The sequence below is a fragment of the Alistipes shahii WAL 8301 genome, from assembly GCF_025145845.1.
Classification (GTDB): Bacteria; Bacteroidota; Bacteroidia; order Bacteroidales; family Rikenellaceae; genus Alistipes; species Alistipes shahii.
In genome coordinates this window covers 1,695,076-1,713,197 of the sequence record NZ_CP102253.1, presented here as the reverse complement: position 1 = coordinate 1,713,197, position 18,122 = coordinate 1,695,076, and the positions used below count along the sequence as shown (strand labels likewise).

The following is an 18,122-nucleotide window of genomic DNA, read 5'->3' as shown; positions in this document are numbered from 1 at the left end:
TTTGATTTTAAAGCTGCTAAAAATCAGACGGCTGCAAAACCGTATGGCATGCGGTTCGGTAAAACCTTCCGACAGATGAAGGGGCCGCAGCGACCCCGACACCAAAGATAGCTTTTTTTTCGTATTTTTGCAAAAACAGCGCAAACCGGCCCCGACGCCGGTCGCTTTCGTGCCGGTCCGGGGCGCAGTCTGTCTGGAACAGAGGCTCTTTTCCGGCAATAACGTACGTAAAAACAACAGATTATGGAGTTCAAGGAATTGATTGCGAAACGCCGTTCGGTCCGTAAATTCACCGACCGCGAAGTTCCCCGAGAGGTCGTGGACCGCATCCTCGCCGAAGCCCTTTCGGCCCCTTCGGCACGCAATACGCGCACGACGCGTTTTCTGGTGGTCGACGATCCCGCGCTGGTGGCCCGCATGGCCGAAATGCGCGATTACGGGTCGGCGTTTCTGAAGGGCGCGCCGCTGGCGGTCCTGGTGCTGGGCGACACCTCGGCGAGCGATCTGTGGCGTGAGAACGCCGCGATTTCGGCCACGGTGCTCCAGCTGGCCTGCGTCGACGAAGGGCTGGCTTCGTGCTGGGTGCACGTCAACGGACGGCCCCGCCGCAAGGACGCCCCCGACGGAGAGAGGGCCGCCGATTACCTGCGGACGTTCCTGCCCGTTCCCGACGGCTGCGAACCCCTCTGCGCCATCGCCCTGGGCTATTCTGACTTTTCCCCCGCCCCGCTGCCGCCTGCGGACGACGAGGCGCGGATTCTCCGGCTCGGATAACGTTAAAGGACGCCCTTCGAGGCGTCCTTTAACGTTTCATATCAGCGTGATGCGTTCCCGCAGGATGTCGAGAATCTGTTTTTTGAGCTGCGGGGCGTTGATCGGCTTGGGCATGTAGCCCGTGAATCCGTTCTGCATGATCTTCTGCTCGTCGGAGGCGTAGGCGTAGGCCGTGACGGCGACGATCGGGATTTCCGCTGCGAATTTGCGGATTTCCGCCGCGGCCTCGTAACCGTTCATCACGGGCATGTTGATGTCCATGAGAATCAGGTGCGGATGTTCCGTGCGGCACAGTTCCACGGCCTGCTCCCCGTCCCGGGCGTGTATCAGCCGGTAGTCGCGGCGCAGGATCGTTTCGAAAAGACGGTAGTTGCTGTCATTGTCCTCGGCAATGAGGATCGTCAGTTTGTCCTTTTCGACCGAAACCGTCGGGATCTCCCCGCACGGGGTTTCGCAGGGCTTGCCGGTGACGTAGGGAAGCGTGAACCAGAAGGTCGTGCCGCGCCCTTCTTCCGACTTCACACCGATCTCTCCGCCGAGATGTTCGACAATGCTTTTGCAGATCGGAAGCCCGAGTCCCGTGCCCTGTTTGAAGGAGTTGAGTTTGACGAACCGGTCGAAAATCCGCCGCTGCCCTTCGGGCGGAATGCCGCAGCCCGTGTCGGAGACGTAGAAACGGAGCCGGCTGCCCTCCGCCCGGTAGCCGAAGCGGATCGACCCTTTGGCGGTGAATTTCGCGGCGTTGGTCAGCAGGTTGATCAGCAGCTGCGAAAGCCGGTTGCGGTCGGAGTGGAACAGACATGCGTCAAGCCCCGGTTCGAAGATCAGTTCGACGCCTTCGGCCGTTTTCATGCGGATGATGTTCTCCTTTTCGTGCATCAGTTCGTTCAGCTCGAAGTCCGAGAAGTTGAATTCCAGAGTTCCGGCCTCGATCTTCGAGAGGTCGAGGATGTCGCCGATCAGTTGCAGGAGCAGGGCGTTGTTGTTCTCGATGATCGAAATGTATTCCCGCTTTTCCTGCTCCTCGTCGGTCTCGGCAAGGATGCTCGAGAACCCTACGATGGCGTTGAGCGGCGTGCGGATTTCGTGGCTCATGTTGGCCAGGAAGGCCGATTTGAGGCGGTTCGACTCCTCGGCGCGGTCGCGTGCCGAACGGAGGTCCTGCTCCAGCCGCTTGCGCGGCGTGATGACGAGCGACGATCCGATGAGGTTCAGCGGGCGCCCGTCGTCGTCGCGCTGGTCCACGGTGGCCTGTGCCTCCACCCAGTCCAGATGCCAGCGTCCTCCGGCGTCGGAGGCTACGCGGTACTCCTCGCGCACCTTGTCCTTCCGTCCGGCGATCAGGTCGTCGTAGGCGCGGCGCACCCGCTCGCGGTCTTCCTTGTGGATCTTGGCGAAATAGCTTTCCGAGGGGACTTCCAGCTGCTGGTCGGCGTTCGTCCCGGCGAGCATTTGGCCGTGCACCGATTTGTTCACGTCGCACAGGATCGACCCTTTGCGCAGGTCCCATTTCCAGGGCACGATGTCCGCCACGTCGAGCGCCATCGCCAGCTTGTGGTTAATCGAATCGAGTTTCTGCTGCGTTTTGTAGAGCGCCGTGCCGTCGAGGCAGAAGATGTCGATGTGTTCTTCGAGGTACGAGCGGCTGATCACCACTTCGTAGAAGATGTCGCGCGGTTCGTAATAATAGGGGTAGGTGATGGTCCGGTTCTCGGTCTGTGCGATTTTTATCAGCCGCATGAATTCGGTCATCGGGAAGGGGAACAGTTCGCTGACCCGTCGTCCGATCGCCTGCTCGCGGGGGATGAATATGCGTTCGTAACGGGAGTTCACGTCGCAGTAGAGGGCGTCTGCGGGGTTGCCGTTTTCGTCGTAAATCACCTTCATCTGGATGTAGACGATCGACATGGCGTTGAACAGGTTCGAATATTTCGCCAGACTTTCCGATTCCCGCTGCCGGGCCGATTCCACGCGATACATCATGCGAATGCGCCACTGTTGGATGCCGATGAAGGCCAGCAGCAGCACGACGCCCCCGATCGCCCATTTGTACTGTTCGAGCGTCGATACCGGTTTGTTGTAGAAGAGCGTGTTGGCCGGGCAGGTGTGCGGCGAGAGGTCCTTGCGTTCGAGGGCTGCGTAGTTGAAGACCGGGCGGGCGTCCTGCGGGGCGTAGAACGGAATGTCGCGTGGCTGGTGTCCGGCCAGAACGGCGTCGATGGTCGAAATGACGTGTGCGTTCACCTCGGCGTCGTCGTATACATAGCCTCCGACCAGTCCGCCGTCGCGGATGTCTGCGGGCATCAGCGCGAACATCGGGGCCTGCACGCTGGCGATGACGCGGTAGGAGTCGGTGACGGAGACGATGTTGTCGCCGATTTTTTTTGTGTAATGCCACGACGAGAAGAGTATGCCCGTGCGGTGGATGTCGATGCGGTTGAGCGAGTCCAGCAGCGCTTCGGTCGACATTTCGTGTGCCGAGTAGAACCGGTAGTCGATCTGCGGGAATTCGCGGTCCAGCAGTTCGCGCAGGTCGCTGTCGGCCTGCTGGTTGATATAGCGGCCGTCGCCGACGAAGATCAGCGAATCCATCCCCGGGATCATCCGGCGCATCAGCTCGACGTTCTCGCGCAGGTAGAGCGGCGTGCGGATGAGCGTGATGTTGTCGGACACGGCTTTGTCGCACAGCGGCAGCCGCTCCTCGGGGCGCAGCGGGCGGCGGTCGAGGTAGGCGTTTTCAGGACCTATGTAGTCCATTTCCGAGCAGAGGATCAACGGCACGCCGGGCCAGGTCTGTTTCACGAAGTCGCGCAGCACGGCGATCGGAGCGCCCAGCAGCACCAGCATCCGGGGCGGATTCTTGCCGTATTCCCGCAGCAGGTTGTTTTTGAAGGATTCGATCTCGCCGGTTTTGTGTTTTTTGAACGTCATCAACAGCGAGTTCATGTTTTCGGTGTAGACTTCGAAGTTGTCCACCTGGTCGATATGCGCGACGATGCTGTTGATAATGTGGCTGCTCCAGGGCGCCGATTCGGTGTAGGTGTTCAGCACCAGCATGTAGTCGCGCTTGTCGCCCGGGGGGCTGCTCGCGGCTTCGGAGAAGGGATGTGCCAGCAGGCAGCTGAAAATCAGAACTCCCGCCAGGGCCTGGAGGGAAATGCTGAACGGTTTCTTCAGAAGATTCATTTGTTTGCAGTGAAGGAGCCGGATGACCGGCTGTGACGCTAAATGCAATGACGCATGTAAATTGAAAAAGAGAGGCCCGGAGTTGTGTTCCTGACCTCTCTTTCGAAGACGGAGACTACCTGTTCAGAACGGGTTTGATGTCCTTGATCCGGAGCTGGGTGGTCACAGTTCCCCGGTAGTGGTTTTCGACGATCTGGTAGCAGACGTCGATCGGGCGTCCCGAGCGCACCCATTCGTAATGCGTGGGCTGCTGGAAGGCGATGGCCTGGATCTTGGTGTTGGGCTTCTGCCGCTGCATCAGGTCCATGCGCAGGTGCTCGCACTCCATGCCGACGAGCTTGGCGTCGCCGTGGTTGCTCACGCCGCAGGTGGCGAAGACCGGCGCCGTGTTGCCCGGCCCGAAGGGCTGAAAGCGGTTGAGGTCCTTGCGGAAAGCCGGCGTGATGTCCGAGAAGAGCAGTTCGCTGTCGATGTCCACCTGCGGGACGAGCATCTGCGGGTCGATGTTCTCCTCCACGTATGCGTTGAACCGCCGCGTGAACTCGCCGACGTTTTCCGGACGCATCGTCAGCCCTGCGGCGTACATGTGTCCGCCGAAGTTTTCCAACAGGTCCGAGCACGACTCGACGGCCTGGTAAAGGTCGAATCCGGGAACCGAACGCGCCGATCCGGTCACGAATCCGTTGCTCATCGTCAGCACCACCGTCGGGCGGTAGTAGGTCTCGATGAGACGCGACGCGACGATGCCCACGATGCCCTTCATCCAGCGGGGATTGTAGATCACGGTGCTCTTGAGGGCCTTCATTTCGGGATTGCCCTCGATATAGTCGTGCGCTTCCTGCGTGACGGAGCGGTCGATCGACTTGCGGTCCTGGTTGTAGGCGTCGATCACGCTGCCGAACTCCTCGGCGATCGACTCGTTGCCCTCGATCAGCAGCTCCACGGCGGCGTGCCCGCCCGAAGGCGAGGCGTTTTCGTCGTTCTCGTCCATTCGCATCCGGCCGGCGGCGTTGATGCGCGGCCCGATCTTGAAGACGATGTCGTCGATGGTGATATTGTGTTTGTCCAGCCCGCAGATCTTGATGATCGACAGCAGACCTTTCGACGGCTCGCGGTTGAGGTTCTTCAGGCCGAAATAGGCCAGAATCCGGTTCTCGCCGACCAGCGGCACGATGTCCGAGGCGATCGACACGACCAGCAGGTCCAGCAGGGGCAGGATCTGCTCGAAAGGCATGCGGTTTTTCTGCGCATAGGCCTGCACGAGTTTGAATCCCACGCCGCAGCCCGACAGTTCGTCGAACGGGTAGGAGCAGTCGACCCGCTTGGGGTCCAGAACGGCTACGGCCTTGGGAATCTCCTCGGCCGGGAGGTGGTGGTCGCAGATGATGAAATCCACGCCTTTCGTCTTCGCATAGACAACCTTTTCCGTGGCTTTGATGCCGCAGTCCAGGGCGATGATAAGCCCCACGCCCTTGCGGGCGGCGAGGTCGATACCTTTGATCGAAATACCGTATCCTTCGGTATAACGGTCGGGGATGTAGAACATCAGGTTTTTGTGCCCGATCTGGCGCAGGAACTTGTAAACCAGCGCGACGGCCGTACAGCCGTCCACGTCGTAGTCGCCGTAAACCATGATCTTCTCCTGGTTCGCAACGGCCTGTTCGACCCGCTCGACCGCCTTCTCCATGTCCTTCATCAGGAACGGATCGTGCAGGTCGGCGAGGCTCGGTTTAAAGAACTTCTCCGCCTTTTCTACAGTGTCTATGCCTCTCTGTACGAGCAGATTGGCCAGTACTGGCGAGATCCGCAGAGCGGCAGCCAGCATGGCTGCCGTCGCGGGGTCGCCCTGTGGCTTCACTACCCAGCGTTTTTCTATAGGCATACGAATTGTTATTTATATATTTTAACATTTAATTTCCAATTATCGTTATTGCGTCTTTATATCTTTTCGGCGTGCCGCTGTCGCCGCCGCCTGTGGCGTCGTTTAAAAATCTCCGCTCCGGCCCTCCTTCAGGGTGGGAGATGAGTGAGATGCCGGGCCCTTTTGCCGGCCGTCTTTCACGAACCGCTCGTTATTTCACACTGCAAGGCTGTGGCCAATTCCCTGATGACCAGCTGTTTTACCTCCTGTATCGACGGCTGCGACCCCGTTTCGGCGGCGATCGACGTGACGCCCCGGTCGGTGAATCCGCAGGGGTTGATGCGCGAGAACCACTCAAGGTCGGTCGTCACGTTCAGTGCGAACCCGTGCATGGTGACATAACGCGACGAACGGACTCCTATTGCGCAGATCTTGCGCGGCCGCGCCTTTCCGGGGTCGATCCAGACCCCCGAGGCTCCGGCGATGCGTCCCGCCGCGATGCCGTATTCCGCGACCGTGCGGATCACGGCCTCCTCCAGCGCTTCGATATACTCCCGCAGGCCGATGCCGATACGCTCCAGGTCGAGGATCGGATAGCATACCAGCTGCCCGGGGCCGTGGAAGGTGATGTCGCCGCCGCGGTCGATGTGAAAGAACTGTGCGCCCATCGCTTCGAGCGCTTCCTGATTGACGAGCAGGTTTTCGGCATGCCCGCTCTTGCCCAGCGTGTAAACCGGCGGATGCTCCACCAGCAGGACCGTGCCCGCATCGTCCGCGCCGTCTGCGCCCGGGACCGGAATGGGACCGGTGCGCTTTCGGGCTACCCCGGCGTCGAACAGCTCCTGCTGCAAATCCCAGCAGGTTTTGTAGTCCATGCGTCCGAGGTCCCGGCAGTAGGCTTTCATCGCTACAAACTTTTTACGCTTCGCAGGGCTTCTTCGGCCATGTACGACGAGCGGACCAGAGGTGCGCTCGCGCAGTAGCTGAAACCCATTTCCAGCGCCCGGAGTCTGTACCATTCGAATTTTTCGGGAGTGATGTACGCCGCAACGGGGTAGTGCTCCAGAGTGGGCCGAAGGTACTGACCGAGTGTCACAATCCGCACGCCTGCGTCGCGCAGGTCGTGCAAGGTTTGCAAAACTTCATCATCGCTCTCGCCAAGTCCGACCATCAGTCCGCTTTTCGTTACGACGCCCTGCCTGTTCAGACAGCGCAGGGTCTCCAGGCTCGTACGGTACTTGGCTCTGGAGCGCACCACGGGGGTCAGTCGCTCGACGGTTTCGATGTTGTGCCCGATGATGTCGGGCTTCGACGCGACGATCACCTCCAGCAGGTCGGGCCGTGCGTCCAAATCGGGAATAAGAAGCTCAATTACGGCGTCGGGGTTCTGTGTGCGGATGGCCTCCACGGTTGCGGCCCAATGGGCTGCTCCGCCGTCGGGGAGGTCGTCGCGCGTCACGGAAGTTACGACGACATACCGCAGTTTCATCAGTGCGACGCTTTCGGCCACCTGTCGTGGCTCCTCGGCGTCGGGAGCAAGGGGACGGCCCGTTTTGGTTGCGCAGAAACGGCAGCCCCGAGTGCAGATGTCTCCCAGAATCATAAATGTCGCTGTCCTCCGGCTCCAGCATTCGGCCTGGTTGGGACACCTGCCGCTGCTGCAAATCGTGTGCAGATTGTGCTTTTCGACGATCTGCCGCACTTCGCCCCATTCGGGAGTGCGGTGGAGTCGGATTTTCAGCCATCCGGGTTTTTTCAGTACATCTACCTTGTCATAAAACTTCGGCATTTAAGTTCATTATTTTCCAATTGATGCAAAAATAAGAAAAAATAATTGAAAAACCCCGTGAAAAAGCCAATTATTGTTCCGATGCGGGGTCTGGGTGCGCCGGAGGGGATGCGGATTTTTTTGGAGGAAGCCGAAATTTGCCTTATATTTGTCCCCGCAACGGTTATCTCCGGCATGACCCGGGCCGTTTGTCCGGAAATTATGTGATTCTTTTACCTGCATATCATTCGCACATTTGAAAATCGGCAGTCTGTCGAAGACCGCATCGACGGGGATATTACGCCCTGTTGCGTTTTTTGATTCGCTTCGGCAGGCTCCGGCGTTTGTCTAATTTCAAAATGTGCTTTTATGAAAACAATGCAAACCGGCAAGGCGAATTACCGCCTTGCAGCCCGCCTGCGCGGAAACGAACTGTTGTTGGATGCGGATCTTCGCAAAGCCGTGGAGGAGGAACACCTCCGGGCCGTCCGCAGGGCGGAGGGGCTGAAATGCTGCGCCGACCGGCGCGCCTTTGCCGAAAGCGTGGAGTGGGAGCGGCTCGGCGATTTCTTTCTCCGCATCGGGTCGCACCCGTCGGCCGTGCGGGCTTACCGGGACGCGGCGCTCGCCTGCCTCGACGGCGACTATTACGACCACGGGACCGAGATGCTTCCCTGCCGGTTCCTGCGGCTTCGCTTTCTGCGGATGGCCGAAACGGCGACGGCCTGCTGCGCGGGCGACGCACGGCTGCGCGCCATGCTGGCGGATGATCCGCTGTTCCGGGAAGGATACCCTCTGCTGAAAGCCGGAGTTTAGCGTGCGCCCGCCTGAAAGGCGGGTTGTCGGGTGCGGAGCCTTGCCGCTGATGGTCCGGCTCTGCGCCCGCCCGCAAAAAAGAGCGCCCGCCCGCAAACACGCAAAAGAAAAGAGGTCGGACACCTGCCGGTATCGGACCTCTCTGGTTAGGTTAGTTAGGTTAATGAGAGTGAGAGAATCCCACGTTTGTTACACAAAGGTAATTGAAATTTATGAAACTCCAAATGTTTTGTAACATTTTTCTAAAACCTAACGTAATTTTGTTTATAGATTATAATTAAAATTTTTAAAATACCTGCGTGTTTATAAGTTTTTGATTAAAGCGCCTCGCGCATTTCCGCAGCTTCCGCCGTTTCGTTGAGGGCGGGTTCCGGGACCAGCGACGTGAGGTGCTTGTGCCGGTAGGTGGCGGGCGTCATCTGATACTCCTTCTTGAAGAGTTTGATGAAATGCGATGTGTTGGGGAACGTGCATTCGTTGCCGATTTCGGAGATGGATTTCGAGGTCGAGATCAGCAGCAGGCGCGAGTGCATCAGCCGCTGGCGGATGTACCACTTGTGGGGCGGCATCTGGAAGTGGCGGCGGAACTCCTTTTTGAACGAGGTGAGCGAACGGTTGGTGAGTTTCGAAAGCTCCTCGATCGAAATGTCCTTGAAGATGTGGTCGTAGACGGTCTGTTCGAAATTCTCCTTCGCGGCGTCGACGTTGCTCAACAGCTTGCTTTTGATGCAGCAATCCTCGTGCGAGGCGATCAGGTAGATCAACTCGGTCATCTTGATGTTCTCGGCTGTCTCGTCGTGGCGGAAATCCTCGTCGCGCAGGTAGTTGTTGGTGTTGATGAAAAAGTTTCGCAGCGAGTTCCACGCGGGCATGGTGACGTGCGAACGGTTGCGGCAGTTTTCGCACGAATGTTCGTTCGAAATGTTCAGCCCGTAGGTGATGTTCAGATGCATCAGGATGCGTTGCAGGTCGCCGGGCGTGTAATAAAAGAGCACCTGCTCGAACGGCTGGCCGCCTTCGGGGAAGTTCTCAATGTAGTGGTGTCCGATGCCCAGATAGAAAACGTCGCCGCGCGAAAGTGTCTGACGCTTATCGCCGTCGTAGATGTACTTCGTTCCGCGGAGGATGTAGCCGATTGCATAGCGCGAAAGGGCCTGCGACTGGATACCGTTGTGAAGCGACTCGACATACTTCACAATCATCGGTTGTTGAACCGACGAATTCATTGAATTCTTCATAGTAATTGTAATTTAAGTTTTTCTGAACAAAGCATTGCGTCACTGTTGTTCGTTCTCAAATATACAATTAAAACTTTTCAATCTACCATAAGCAATAGCACATTTGGGCACAAAGTGGCAAATAGAACCGTTTGTGCTATGTTTCGAACTAAATAGATTATTGTAAAACTGCGCTAATGACGGCAGAGGCGAGCAATAGCAGGTAGAGGGGAAGGGCGATCGCCCGGTGGATGCGCACGAACATAAAGGGCAGCAGGACGGCCGAAGGCACCGCCGCGAGGGCGACGGTTGCAGGTGTGGCGGCGGGACCGCACAGTGCGGCGGCGGTCAGCAGGAGCGCACTTATATTGAATATGAATATGAGACGCGGTTTGGTGCCGAGGGCGTAGATGTCCGAGAGGAAAAACAGCAGGGCCGTCAGGTCGAGGAGGAAGACGGCTCCCGGCAGGACGAGGTTCTGCACGGGCGTCGAGAGGAACAGCGACAGCGGCGTTCCGGCGATGAATGCGCTTCCCGGTTCCGCGACCTGAGCGAGAAACTCGCCTCCGGCGGCCCAGTTGACGTAGCAGAGCGTGAGAGCGGGCAGCAGCAGGCCCGCAACCGCGACGGCGACTTCGCGTAGCGTGCGCCGGAAAAGCATGACGGCCAGCGGCAGCAGGATCAGGAGCGGCGCTGCGGCCGTGGCGACGAGCGGCAGCAGTCCGATGTAGAGCGAGGCGCGGAAGATGGCGTCGAAGCCGAATCCGTTGCAGTACGAACGGCAGAAATTCTTCGTGGCGAGGGCCAGCAGGGCCGATGCGGCGAAGGTCGTCAGGCAGTCGCCGCCGACGGCGAGGCCGCAGGCGATCGCTCCGTAGAGCGGGATGGCGAGACAGGTTCCGACGGAGTAGAGGTTGTAGCGTACGGTGAGGCGCCCGACGGACATGCCCGTGAAGAGCATCAGCAGTCCGGCGATCCAGCGCGCCCAGACGGGATGTGCGGCCTGGAACTGCGCCAGCAGTTCCCCGGGGGAAGAGACCGCAAGTGCGCCGGCGGCATTCCGGCCTATATCGACGGTTCCTGCGGCATGGCCGGCCTGCACCGCCATGGACACGGCGGGGCCGCCTGCGTTCCACATCGCGACGACGGCGAGTGCGGCGAGGGTCAGGAAGGCCGGAACGAGCGGCTGCCGTGCGATGTCGAATTTCATGTCGGGGGCTTTTTCTCCGGACAAAATTAGCGAAAAAAGCCGGAATAATCCGTAACTTTGTGGTGCGATGTTAGAAAACCAGTATCAATACGACCTTCCGGAGGCCGGGTGTGACGAAGCCGGGCGGGGATGTCTGGCCGGGCCGGTGTTTGCGGCGGCCGTGATGCTGCCGCCCGATTTCCACGACCCGCTGCTCAACGACTCGAAGCAGATGACCGAGCGCAACCGCGAAAAGTTGCGGGCCGTCATCGAGCGCGAGGCCGTCGCATGGGCTGTCGAGGCGGTCTCCGCCGCACGGATCGACGAAATCAACATCCTGAACGCTTCGTTCGAGGGTATGTCGCTGGCTGTGGCGCGCCTCGATCCCGCTCCGGCGTTTCTGGCCATCGACGGCAACCGGTTCCGCACACGTCTCGAAATTCCCTGGCGCTGCATCGTCAAGGGCGATGGCAAATACGCCGACATTGCCGCGGCTTCGGTGCTTGCCAAAACCCATCGTGACGAGTACATGCTCTGCATCGCCGAAGAGTTTCCCCAATACGGCTGGGCGAAGAACAAGGGCTATCCGACGCGCGAGCATCGGTTGGCGATCCGCGAGCACGGCCTCACGCCCCACCACCGGCTGACGTTCAACCACGAGATTGATCAGTTGGAACTCCCTTTCTGACGCCCCTCCCCTCCTCTCTCTGACGTTTCCGGTGCTTGCGGCGTATTTGTCGCGTATTTGCCGCACATTCCCGGCATTCCCGGTCAAACAAAAAGAGCAGGCTGTAAGCCTGCTCTTTTTCAAAAAGAAATCTCCGGATCAGTAACCCAGCGACTTGGAAGCCGCATAGGAGAGTTTCAGGGCGTTGGCGCGACGCAGCTCCTGCTTGACGTCGGTCACGATACCCATTTTCGTAGCTTCGTCGGCCTTGAGGCAGATCGTCATCGAAGCGCGGTCGGCTTCGGAGAGTTTGTCGCGCTCGGCGGCAACGAAGTCCAGGATGTCCCGGGTCGATTTGTAAGAGTCGTTCAACTGGATGCGCGGCGCGGTTCCGAACTTTGCCTGCATCGTCATTGCCGGAGGACCGATGTGGATGAAACTTACGAGCGATTTCTTCTCGAGTTTCTGCACTTCGGTAGCTTCCGGAAGTTTGTATCTCACCAGCAGTTCCTGATCGCGCATGGTCGTCGAGACCATAAAGAAGAAGAGGATCATGAAGATCACGTCAGGAAGCGAAGCGGTCGAGATAGGGGGCAGACCTTTGCTGCCCTTCTTTTTCATTACTGCCATGGCTTACTTCTTAATGTTACGCGGTTCAGCCTCCGAAATCTTCAGAGGTACGGCCTTCGATACTGCATTGCGCAACTCCTCGGGAAGATCCGCGAATTTTGCGCCGAATTTACGCTGTGCCACTTCGTCACGCACTTCGTTGAATGCGCGCGTGAGTTCGTTCTGCACCATGATATAGGACTGGTAGCCCGTATCCCGGGTCGTCTGCAACGAGACGACGCCTTCGCTCACGGGATATACCCACTTGCCGCCGTCGGGAAGTTCAATGTCCTTGTTCGCCTTCTCGGGCAGGTTCTCGTCATCCAGCGGATTGAGGATGAACTCTTTGGTCCTGTCCTTGAGTTGACGCAGGTCGATCGCCTCCTGTTTTCCTGCGGCTCCTGCCATGATGTCGCCCCTACCGTTGATGAACACCAGGAAGAGGTTGCGCTCCTTGACCTTGATTTCATCCTGGGGTTGATCCTCAGGAGGCATCGGCGGAAGCATGCGCACCAGACCCGTGTCGGTATTCATGGTAGTGGCCACCAGGAAGAAAATCAGCAGCAGGAAGGCGATGTCGGCCATAGAACCGGCATTGATCTCCTGGATTTTTCTTTTATCTGTTGCCATTGTGTCTTACTCGGTTATTTGAATGCGCCCCAGATCTCGGTTGCTACGGCCGTCACGAATGCGGCGACGCATGCAACATAGGTTACGAGGATGCTCGTTTCGGTAATTACGGTTTCACCGTGGCCGAAGAACCCGTTGTTCTGGAGGTCGACAATGTTCACCGTGTGGCCTGCCGAGTAGAAGTACGACACGCCCACGATAACGATGATCAACGCCAGGGACAGGATGGTTCCCTTGATGCCTGCCGGGTTCTGAATCATTCCGAAAACGGCGCAGAAAATGGCCGCAGCGACAGCGAACACGAAGAGGAAGTAACCCCACATCAGGTTCACGCTGATCGATGCGTCCGAGCCGCCGGTAGCGATCGCGTAGACCATGAGGACTACGGTGATAGCCATCAGAATACCCAGCAATATGTTTAAAATCTTTTTCATAATTGCTTTTGACTATTTCAGCGTTCGATTATTTCTTGTTGTAAGCCGTCAGAATATCCATCAGCGTGATGGACGAATCCTCCATATCGTTCACGAGCGAGTCGATCTTCGAAACGATATAGTTGTAGAACAGCTGAAGAACAACCGCCGCGATAAGACCCATGAGGGTCGTCAGCAGGGCGACCTTGATACCGCCTGCAACCAGCGTCGGGCTGATGTCACCGGCAGCCTGGATGGCGTCGAACGCCGCGATCATACCGACGACGGTTCCCATAAATCCCAACATGGGCGAAAGGGCGATGAACAGGCCGATCCACGAAAGACCCGACTCCATCTGGCCGGTCTGAACCGAACCGTAGGAAACGACGGCTTTCTCGACGGCGTCGAGACCCTGGTCGTAACGGTCGAGACCCTGATAGTAGATCGAAGCGATCGGACCGCGGGTGTTGCGGCAAACTTCCTTGGCAGCCTCGATGCCGCCGTTCTTGAGCGCCTCCTCGACGGATGCGATGAGTTTCTTCGAGTTGATCGTCGAAAGCGACAGGTACAGAATACGCTCGATGGCCACGGCCAGACCGATCACCAGGCAGAGGAGCACCGGAAGCATCCACTCCCAGCCGCCTTCGAGGAACTTCTGCATCATGACGTGGTGCATGCTGTCGCCTGCGATCTGGGTTTCAGCGACAACCGTTTCGGTTGCGGCAGCGGCATCCTGTGCGAACGCACTAACGGTACCCAATACGGACAGGGCAGCCGACGGAATCAAAAAAAGTTTTTTCATAGTTGTGTTGGATAAATTAAATTTTGATTAGTTGATTTTTTATTGTTGTGTTTTGGTTTCTTCGTTTTTCCGGCCGGTCGGGGCCTCTTTTCTTTTCGGGCGTTTCCGCCGGGTTATTTTTTCGCTAAAAATAATTATTTTTTTTGTCTTTCGCAGCCTTTGCGGCGTCCTTTTGTGCTCCGGCGCAGTTGCGAAAGGTTATTCCTGCACGTAGAGCCGAATCCCGGATAATTCACCCCGGACCCGATCAAGTAGTTGTAAATCAATCTTTTTGCCTGTGCGCTACGCCGGCCTCCGCCCAATGGTCCCGGCGGAAAGGGTACGTTAGCAGTGCGAAATATAGAAAAAAAATTTGTTACGTGCAATGGCTTATGCCGTAAATTCTCCGCGCAGGGGCTTGCGCAGAAGCATGCGTGTCTCGTCGTCCGGAAGCCCCAGCCCGAGTACGTACATCAGTTTGGTCACGGCTGCCTCGGTGGTCATGTCGTAGCCGCACAGGACGCCGGTTTTTTGCAGTTTAAGCCCTGTTTCGTACAACTCCATCGAGACGCGGCCCCCGCCGCACTGCGTGATGTTGAGGAGGATGATTCCGCGTGCGACGGCCTCTTCGATGACGCGGATGAACCATTCGGAGGTGGGGGCGTTGCCCGCGCCGAAGGTTTCGAGCACCACGGCCCGCAGCCCCGGAGCCGAGAACATGGCCCGCAGGATCTCCTCGCCCATTCCCGGGAAGAGTTTGATCAGCTCGATGCCTCCGGAGAGCTTCGTGGCGATGCGCAGTTCCGCCGGCGACTCTTCGGGTTGCAGGATCGCCGGGAGGTTGTAGGCGATGTTGACGCCGACTTCGGCCAGCGGCGGGTAGTTGTAGGAACGGAAGGCGCTCAAGGCTTCGGCGCTGCGTTTGGTAGTGCGGTTGGCGCGGAAAAGCCGGTTCTGGAAATAGAGCGACACTTCGGGGACCTCGGGCCGGTCGCCGATGCGCGCTCCGGCGATTTCGATGGCCGTGATGAGGTTCTCGCGCCCGTCGGTGCGCAGCACGCCGATCGGAATCTGGCTTCCGGTGAAGACCACGGGTTTGGCGAGATTTTCGAGCATGAAGCTCAAGGCCGATGCCGTATAGGACATGGTGTCGGTTCCGTGCAGCACGACGAATCCGTCGTAGCGGGCGTAGTTGTCGCGGATCAGGCGGGCCAGGGCCACCCAGTTCGCCGGCTCGACGTTCGACGAGTCGATCACGGGCGACACCGTGTGTACGTCGATGTCGACGTTGAGGCGTTTCAGCGAGGGGAATTCGTCGTAGATGCCGCTGAAATCGAAGGGGACCAGCGCCCCGGTGGCGGCATCGGTCTTCATGCCGATGGTCCCGCCCGTGTAGATGATCAGAATGGAGGATCGCATAGCGTTTTTATTTCTCTAATGTTTCGATCAGAAAGCTCACGGGGCGAAACCCGTCGTTGCAGGAGATCATCGCCGAGGCGGGATTCTTCATCCAGCCCTCGTAGATGTTCGTGCCGCCGTGTGCCAGCGTCATGACGAACGGCGAAAGCGTCTGCCAGGCGCTGTCGCACAATCCGTCGGGTTTCCGCCAGCCGTCGGTCGTGAAAACCTGCCCTTCGTACAGGTCGCAGGCATGTTCGATGGGATTTTCGTACTGCTCCATCAGATCCCTGTGGCAGGTCTTGCGCAAGACCGTGATCTTTATTTTTTTCATGTCCGGTGTCGTGTTATGCTCTTTCGGGCCGGGAAAGGCCGTTGTCTGACGAGGGGGATGCGTGGTCGGAAGATTCGTTCTCCGGAACTTCGGTCGCGTTTTCAGGCGGCAGCTCGCGGGGGTCCGCTCGAAACGCAGTTGCGGGCAGGCCTCCGCAGGGCGGAGCTGCGGCCTGCCGATTCGCCTCGGGCGCATCGAAAAACTTCCGGCCATGACTGGGGGCGGGCCGGTTTTGCGGCCGTCCGAACATCCTTTCGGCATTGGCCGTCGTCGCTTCCGCGACCTCTTCCGGGGTCAGTCCCTTGATTTGGGCGACTTTTTCGCAGACGTAACGCACCCAGGCCGATTCGTTGCGCTCGCCCCGGTGAGGCGCGGGCGTCAGATAGGGACAGTCGGTTTCGAGCACGAGGTCCCGCAGCTCCATTTCGCCCGCGACCTCGGCCAGCCTGCTCTTTTTAAAGGTCACTACGCCGCCGATTCCGAAAACGAAATCGCCGCACTCCTTCAGTTTGCGATAGGTTTCGATTCCGTCGGAATAGGCGTGGAAAACGCCCCGGACGCCCCGGCCGCGGTATTCGCGCATGATGGTGACGGTTTCGGGCCAGGCGTCGCGCGTATGCACGGCGATCGGCAGTCCGTATTGCAGCGAAAGGTCGATCTGGCGGCGGAAGGCTTCGGCCTGCTCTTCCCGGAAGTCGCGGCTCCAGTAGAGGTCCAGCCCGATTTCGCCCACGGCGCAGAACCCCGCGATTCCCTCGGGCGGCGTCCGGAGGTAACTTTCGACCAGAGCGAGTTCGTCGCGCCAGCGGGGATTGTCGTTCACCGACGTGGGGTGCAGGCCCATCATCGGGATGCACCGCTGCGGGTGGCGGCGGCAAAGCCCGAACAGCCGTTCGTGGCTTTCGGAGTCGATGGCCGGGAGCAGCAGCTGCCCGACCCCTTCGGCCGCGGCGCGCGCCAAAGCCTCTTCGCGGTCGCGGTCGAACGCTTCGTCGTAAAGGTGTGAATGCGTATCTGTCAGTTTCATAGCTTCATATATCGGTTTCCGGGCAGCTGGCGCACGGCTCCTGCCAGCTCCAGACCCACGAGCAGCGTCGCCAGCTCGCCGGGATTCAGCCCCGTCAGCTCGCCGAGCGCCTCGACCGAAAGCGGGTCGTCCGTGCGGAAACAGCCCAGCAATCCCGCTTCGTCGGGTGTCAGTTCCGGTGTCGGGGGTTTTGCGCGCAGCGTTGCGGGATTCTCCCCGAGGTCCCACATCAGTTCGCGGATCACGTCGTCGGCTGTCAGCACCAATTGCGCTTTGCGGTTGCGGATCAGGTGGTTCGTCCCGGCCGACGCCCGGTCGGTGATGCGTCCCGGCACGGCCATCACCGTGCGGTCGTAGGAGTCGGCGCAGTGGGCCGTGAAAAGCGAACCGCCGCTGTCGGGCGACTCGACGACGATACACCCCGCGCTCAATCCTGCGATGATGCGGTTCCGCGCCAGGTAGAAGTTGCCGTTCTGTTTCGATTGCGAATGCAGTTCCGTGACCAGCGCACCCCCGCGGGCGAGTATGTCGCGCGCCACGTCCGTATGCTGGGCGGGCGTCACCCCGGGCAGGGGGTTGGCCACCACGGCGACGGTCGGTACGCCTGCTGCAAGCGCAGCGCGATGCGCCGCAACGTCGATGCCGAACGCCAGCCCGCTGACCACCGAAAGCCCCGGTATGCGCTCTGCAAGCCCTTCCACCAGCCGGTTGCAGGCCGTCTGTCCGTAAGGGGTCGCCTCGCGTGTCCCGACGATGGAGATACAACGTGCCGAGAGGGCTTCGACGCAGCCCTTTATGTATATTACGTGGGGATAATCGGGGATTTCGCGCAGCAGCGCCGGGTATTCCGGGTCGGTGGAGGCGACGGCCGCAATGTTGTTGCGGCGACAGTGGGCGAGTTCCTTTTCGGCGGCCGGAAATCCCTTCCGGCGGACGATCTGCTGCGCCGTGTCGGGACGCAGGCCGGCTTTGGCGACGAGTTCATCGGCGGTGGCGGCGAAAATGCTCCGCGCATCGCCGAACAGCTCCAGCAGATGCACGGCTCCTTTTATACCGATGCCCGGAGTCATCTGAAGGGCAATATCTTCGATGGTCATAGCCGCGAATGAAAAATCGTTTTTGCAGATGATAAAGGTAGCGGTTTTTGGGAAATAACGGGAATTTATTCGGGAAATAATGCAAAGTTGGGCAGAAGTTTTGCAAAAATCAGAATTGTTCGTATATTTGCACTCCCGATGCGCTTGGAAATTAGTTCCGAACGCTCCCCGGGCCGGAGAGGGGCCGTTTTTCGGTTTGAGTTCCGGTTGTGTGAAAGGGAGCGGAGAGAGCTGATAGGGTTAGGTTGGTGTAGAGAGGGCGCAGCGGGAAAGATGATGGTCTGATGGCCGAGTGGCTAGGCAAAGGTCTGCAAAACCTTGTACAGCGGTTCGAATCCGCTTCAGACCTCACTAA

Annotated in this window: 16 protein-coding genes, 1 tRNA gene and 1 pseudogene; 4 read left to right on the top strand and 14 right to left on the bottom strand. The window is 58.9% G+C overall.

Going from position 1 to position 18,122, the window contains the following annotated elements:
• Nucleotides 1-243 precede the first annotated feature (243 nt).
• Nucleotides 244-774 (top strand): nitroreductase family protein, encoded by a 531-nt coding sequence (locus NQ492_RS07475; protein WP_015546915.1) that lies wholly within the window; start codon nt 244-246, stop codon nt 772-774.
• 36 nt (nt 775-810) lie between these two features.
• On the opposite strand, the gene NQ492_RS07470 is transcribed toward NQ492_RS07475, so the two are convergent.
• The 4 genes from NQ492_RS07470 to lipA form a co-directional block, all read right to left on the bottom strand.
• A complete protein-coding gene (locus NQ492_RS07470; RefSeq protein ID WP_015546916.1) occupies nt 811-3,960 on the bottom strand; it encodes an ATP-binding protein in 3,150 nt (1,049 codons plus the stop codon).
• Nucleotides 3,961-4,075: 115 nt separating this feature from the next.
• A complete protein-coding gene (recJ, locus tag NQ492_RS07465; RefSeq protein WP_229096071.1) occupies nt 4,076-5,842 on the bottom strand; it encodes a single-stranded-DNA-specific exonuclease RecJ in 1,767 nt (588 codons plus the stop codon).
• A gap of 176 nt (nt 5,843-6,018) precedes the next feature.
• Nucleotides 6,019-6,726 carry a lipoyl(octanoyl) transferase LipB gene (lipB, locus tag NQ492_RS07460; protein WP_015546918.1) on the bottom strand — a complete coding sequence of 236 codons (708 nt, stop codon included), beginning with the start codon at nt 6,724-6,726 and terminating at the stop codon, nt 6,019-6,021.
• Nucleotides 6,727-6,728: 2 nt separating this feature from the next.
• Entirely contained in the window at nt 6,729-7,610 is an 882-nt protein-coding gene (gene lipA, locus NQ492_RS07455) for a lipoyl synthase (RefSeq protein WP_015546919.1), read from the bottom strand.
• Nucleotides 7,611-7,958: 348 nt separating this feature from the next.
• On the opposite strand from lipA, the gene NQ492_RS07450 reads away from it, so the two are divergent.
• Nucleotides 7,959-8,405, top strand: a complete 447-nt coding sequence (locus NQ492_RS07450; protein ID WP_022061610.1) for a hypothetical protein — start codon at nt 7,959-7,961, stop codon at nt 8,403-8,405.
• Between the two features lie 317 nt (nt 8,406-8,722).
• Here NQ492_RS07450 and NQ492_RS07445 read toward each other — a convergent pair whose 3' ends face one another.
• Both NQ492_RS07445 and NQ492_RS07440 read right to left on the bottom strand, forming a co-directional pair.
• A complete protein-coding gene (locus tag NQ492_RS07445; protein ID WP_022061609.1) occupies nt 8,723-9,643 on the bottom strand; it encodes an AraC family transcriptional regulator in 921 nt (306 codons plus the stop codon).
• Nucleotides 9,644-9,800: 157 nt separating this feature from the next.
• A complete protein-coding gene (locus NQ492_RS07440) occupies nt 9,801-10,832 on the bottom strand; it encodes a hypothetical protein (protein WP_015546923.1) in 1,032 nt (343 codons plus the stop codon).
• 67 nt (nt 10,833-10,899) lie between these two features.
• Here NQ492_RS07440 and NQ492_RS07435 point away from each other — a divergent pair, with 67 nt between their 5' ends.
• Nucleotides 10,900-11,499, top strand: a complete 600-nt coding sequence (locus NQ492_RS07435; RefSeq protein ID WP_015546924.1) for a ribonuclease HII — start codon at nt 10,900-10,902, stop codon at nt 11,497-11,499.
• Nucleotides 11,500-11,637: 138 nt separating this feature from the next.
• Here NQ492_RS07435 and NQ492_RS07430 read toward each other — a convergent pair whose 3' ends face one another.
• The 8 genes and pseudogenes from NQ492_RS07430 to dprA form a co-directional block, all read right to left on the bottom strand.
• Complete coding sequence (locus NQ492_RS07430; protein WP_022061608.1) at nt 11,638-12,108, bottom strand: ExbD/TolR family protein; 471 nt, start codon at nt 12,106-12,108, stop codon at nt 11,638-11,640.
• 3 nt (nt 12,109-12,111) lie between these two features.
• On the bottom strand, nt 12,112-12,717 hold the full coding sequence (locus tag NQ492_RS07425) for an ExbD/TolR family protein (protein ID WP_022061607.1): 606 nt from the start codon (nt 12,715-12,717) through the stop codon (nt 12,112-12,114).
• Between the two features lie 14 nt (nt 12,718-12,731).
• Nucleotides 12,732-13,151 carry a hypothetical protein gene (locus NQ492_RS07420; protein ID WP_015546927.1) on the bottom strand — a complete coding sequence of 140 codons (420 nt, stop codon included), beginning with the start codon at nt 13,149-13,151 and terminating at the stop codon, nt 12,732-12,734.
• 28 nt (nt 13,152-13,179) lie between these two features.
• Nucleotides 13,180-13,932, bottom strand: a complete 753-nt coding sequence (locus tag NQ492_RS07415) for a MotA/TolQ/ExbB proton channel family protein (protein WP_015546928.1) — start codon at nt 13,930-13,932, stop codon at nt 13,180-13,182.
• Nucleotides 13,933-14,301: 369 nt separating this feature from the next.
• Entirely contained in the window at nt 14,302-15,330 is a 1,029-nt protein-coding gene (locus tag NQ492_RS07410; protein WP_015546929.1) for an asparaginase, read from the bottom strand.
• A 7-nt stretch (nt 15,331-15,337) separates the two neighbouring features.
• Nucleotides 15,338-15,643 (bottom strand): TIGR04076 family protein, encoded by a 306-nt coding sequence (locus NQ492_RS07405; RefSeq protein ID WP_015546930.1) that lies wholly within the window; start codon nt 15,641-15,643, stop codon nt 15,338-15,340.
• 244 nt (nt 15,644-15,887) lie between these two features.
• Nucleotides 15,888-16,670: pseudogene (locus NQ492_RS07400) on the bottom strand (TatD family hydrolase); the annotation flags it as partial.
• Nucleotides 16,667-17,767 (bottom strand): DNA-processing protein DprA, encoded by a 1,101-nt coding sequence (gene dprA / locus NQ492_RS07395; RefSeq protein WP_015546931.1) that lies wholly within the window; start codon nt 17,765-17,767, stop codon nt 16,667-16,669. The gene dprA and the pseudogene NQ492_RS07400, both read right to left, overlap by 4 nt.
• A gap of 278 nt (nt 17,768-18,045) precedes the next feature.
• Between dprA and NQ492_RS07390 the strand changes: the two genes are divergently transcribed.
• Nucleotides 18,046-18,116, top strand: a tRNA-Cys gene (locus tag NQ492_RS07390).
• Nucleotides 18,117-18,122: the final 6 nt, after the last annotated feature.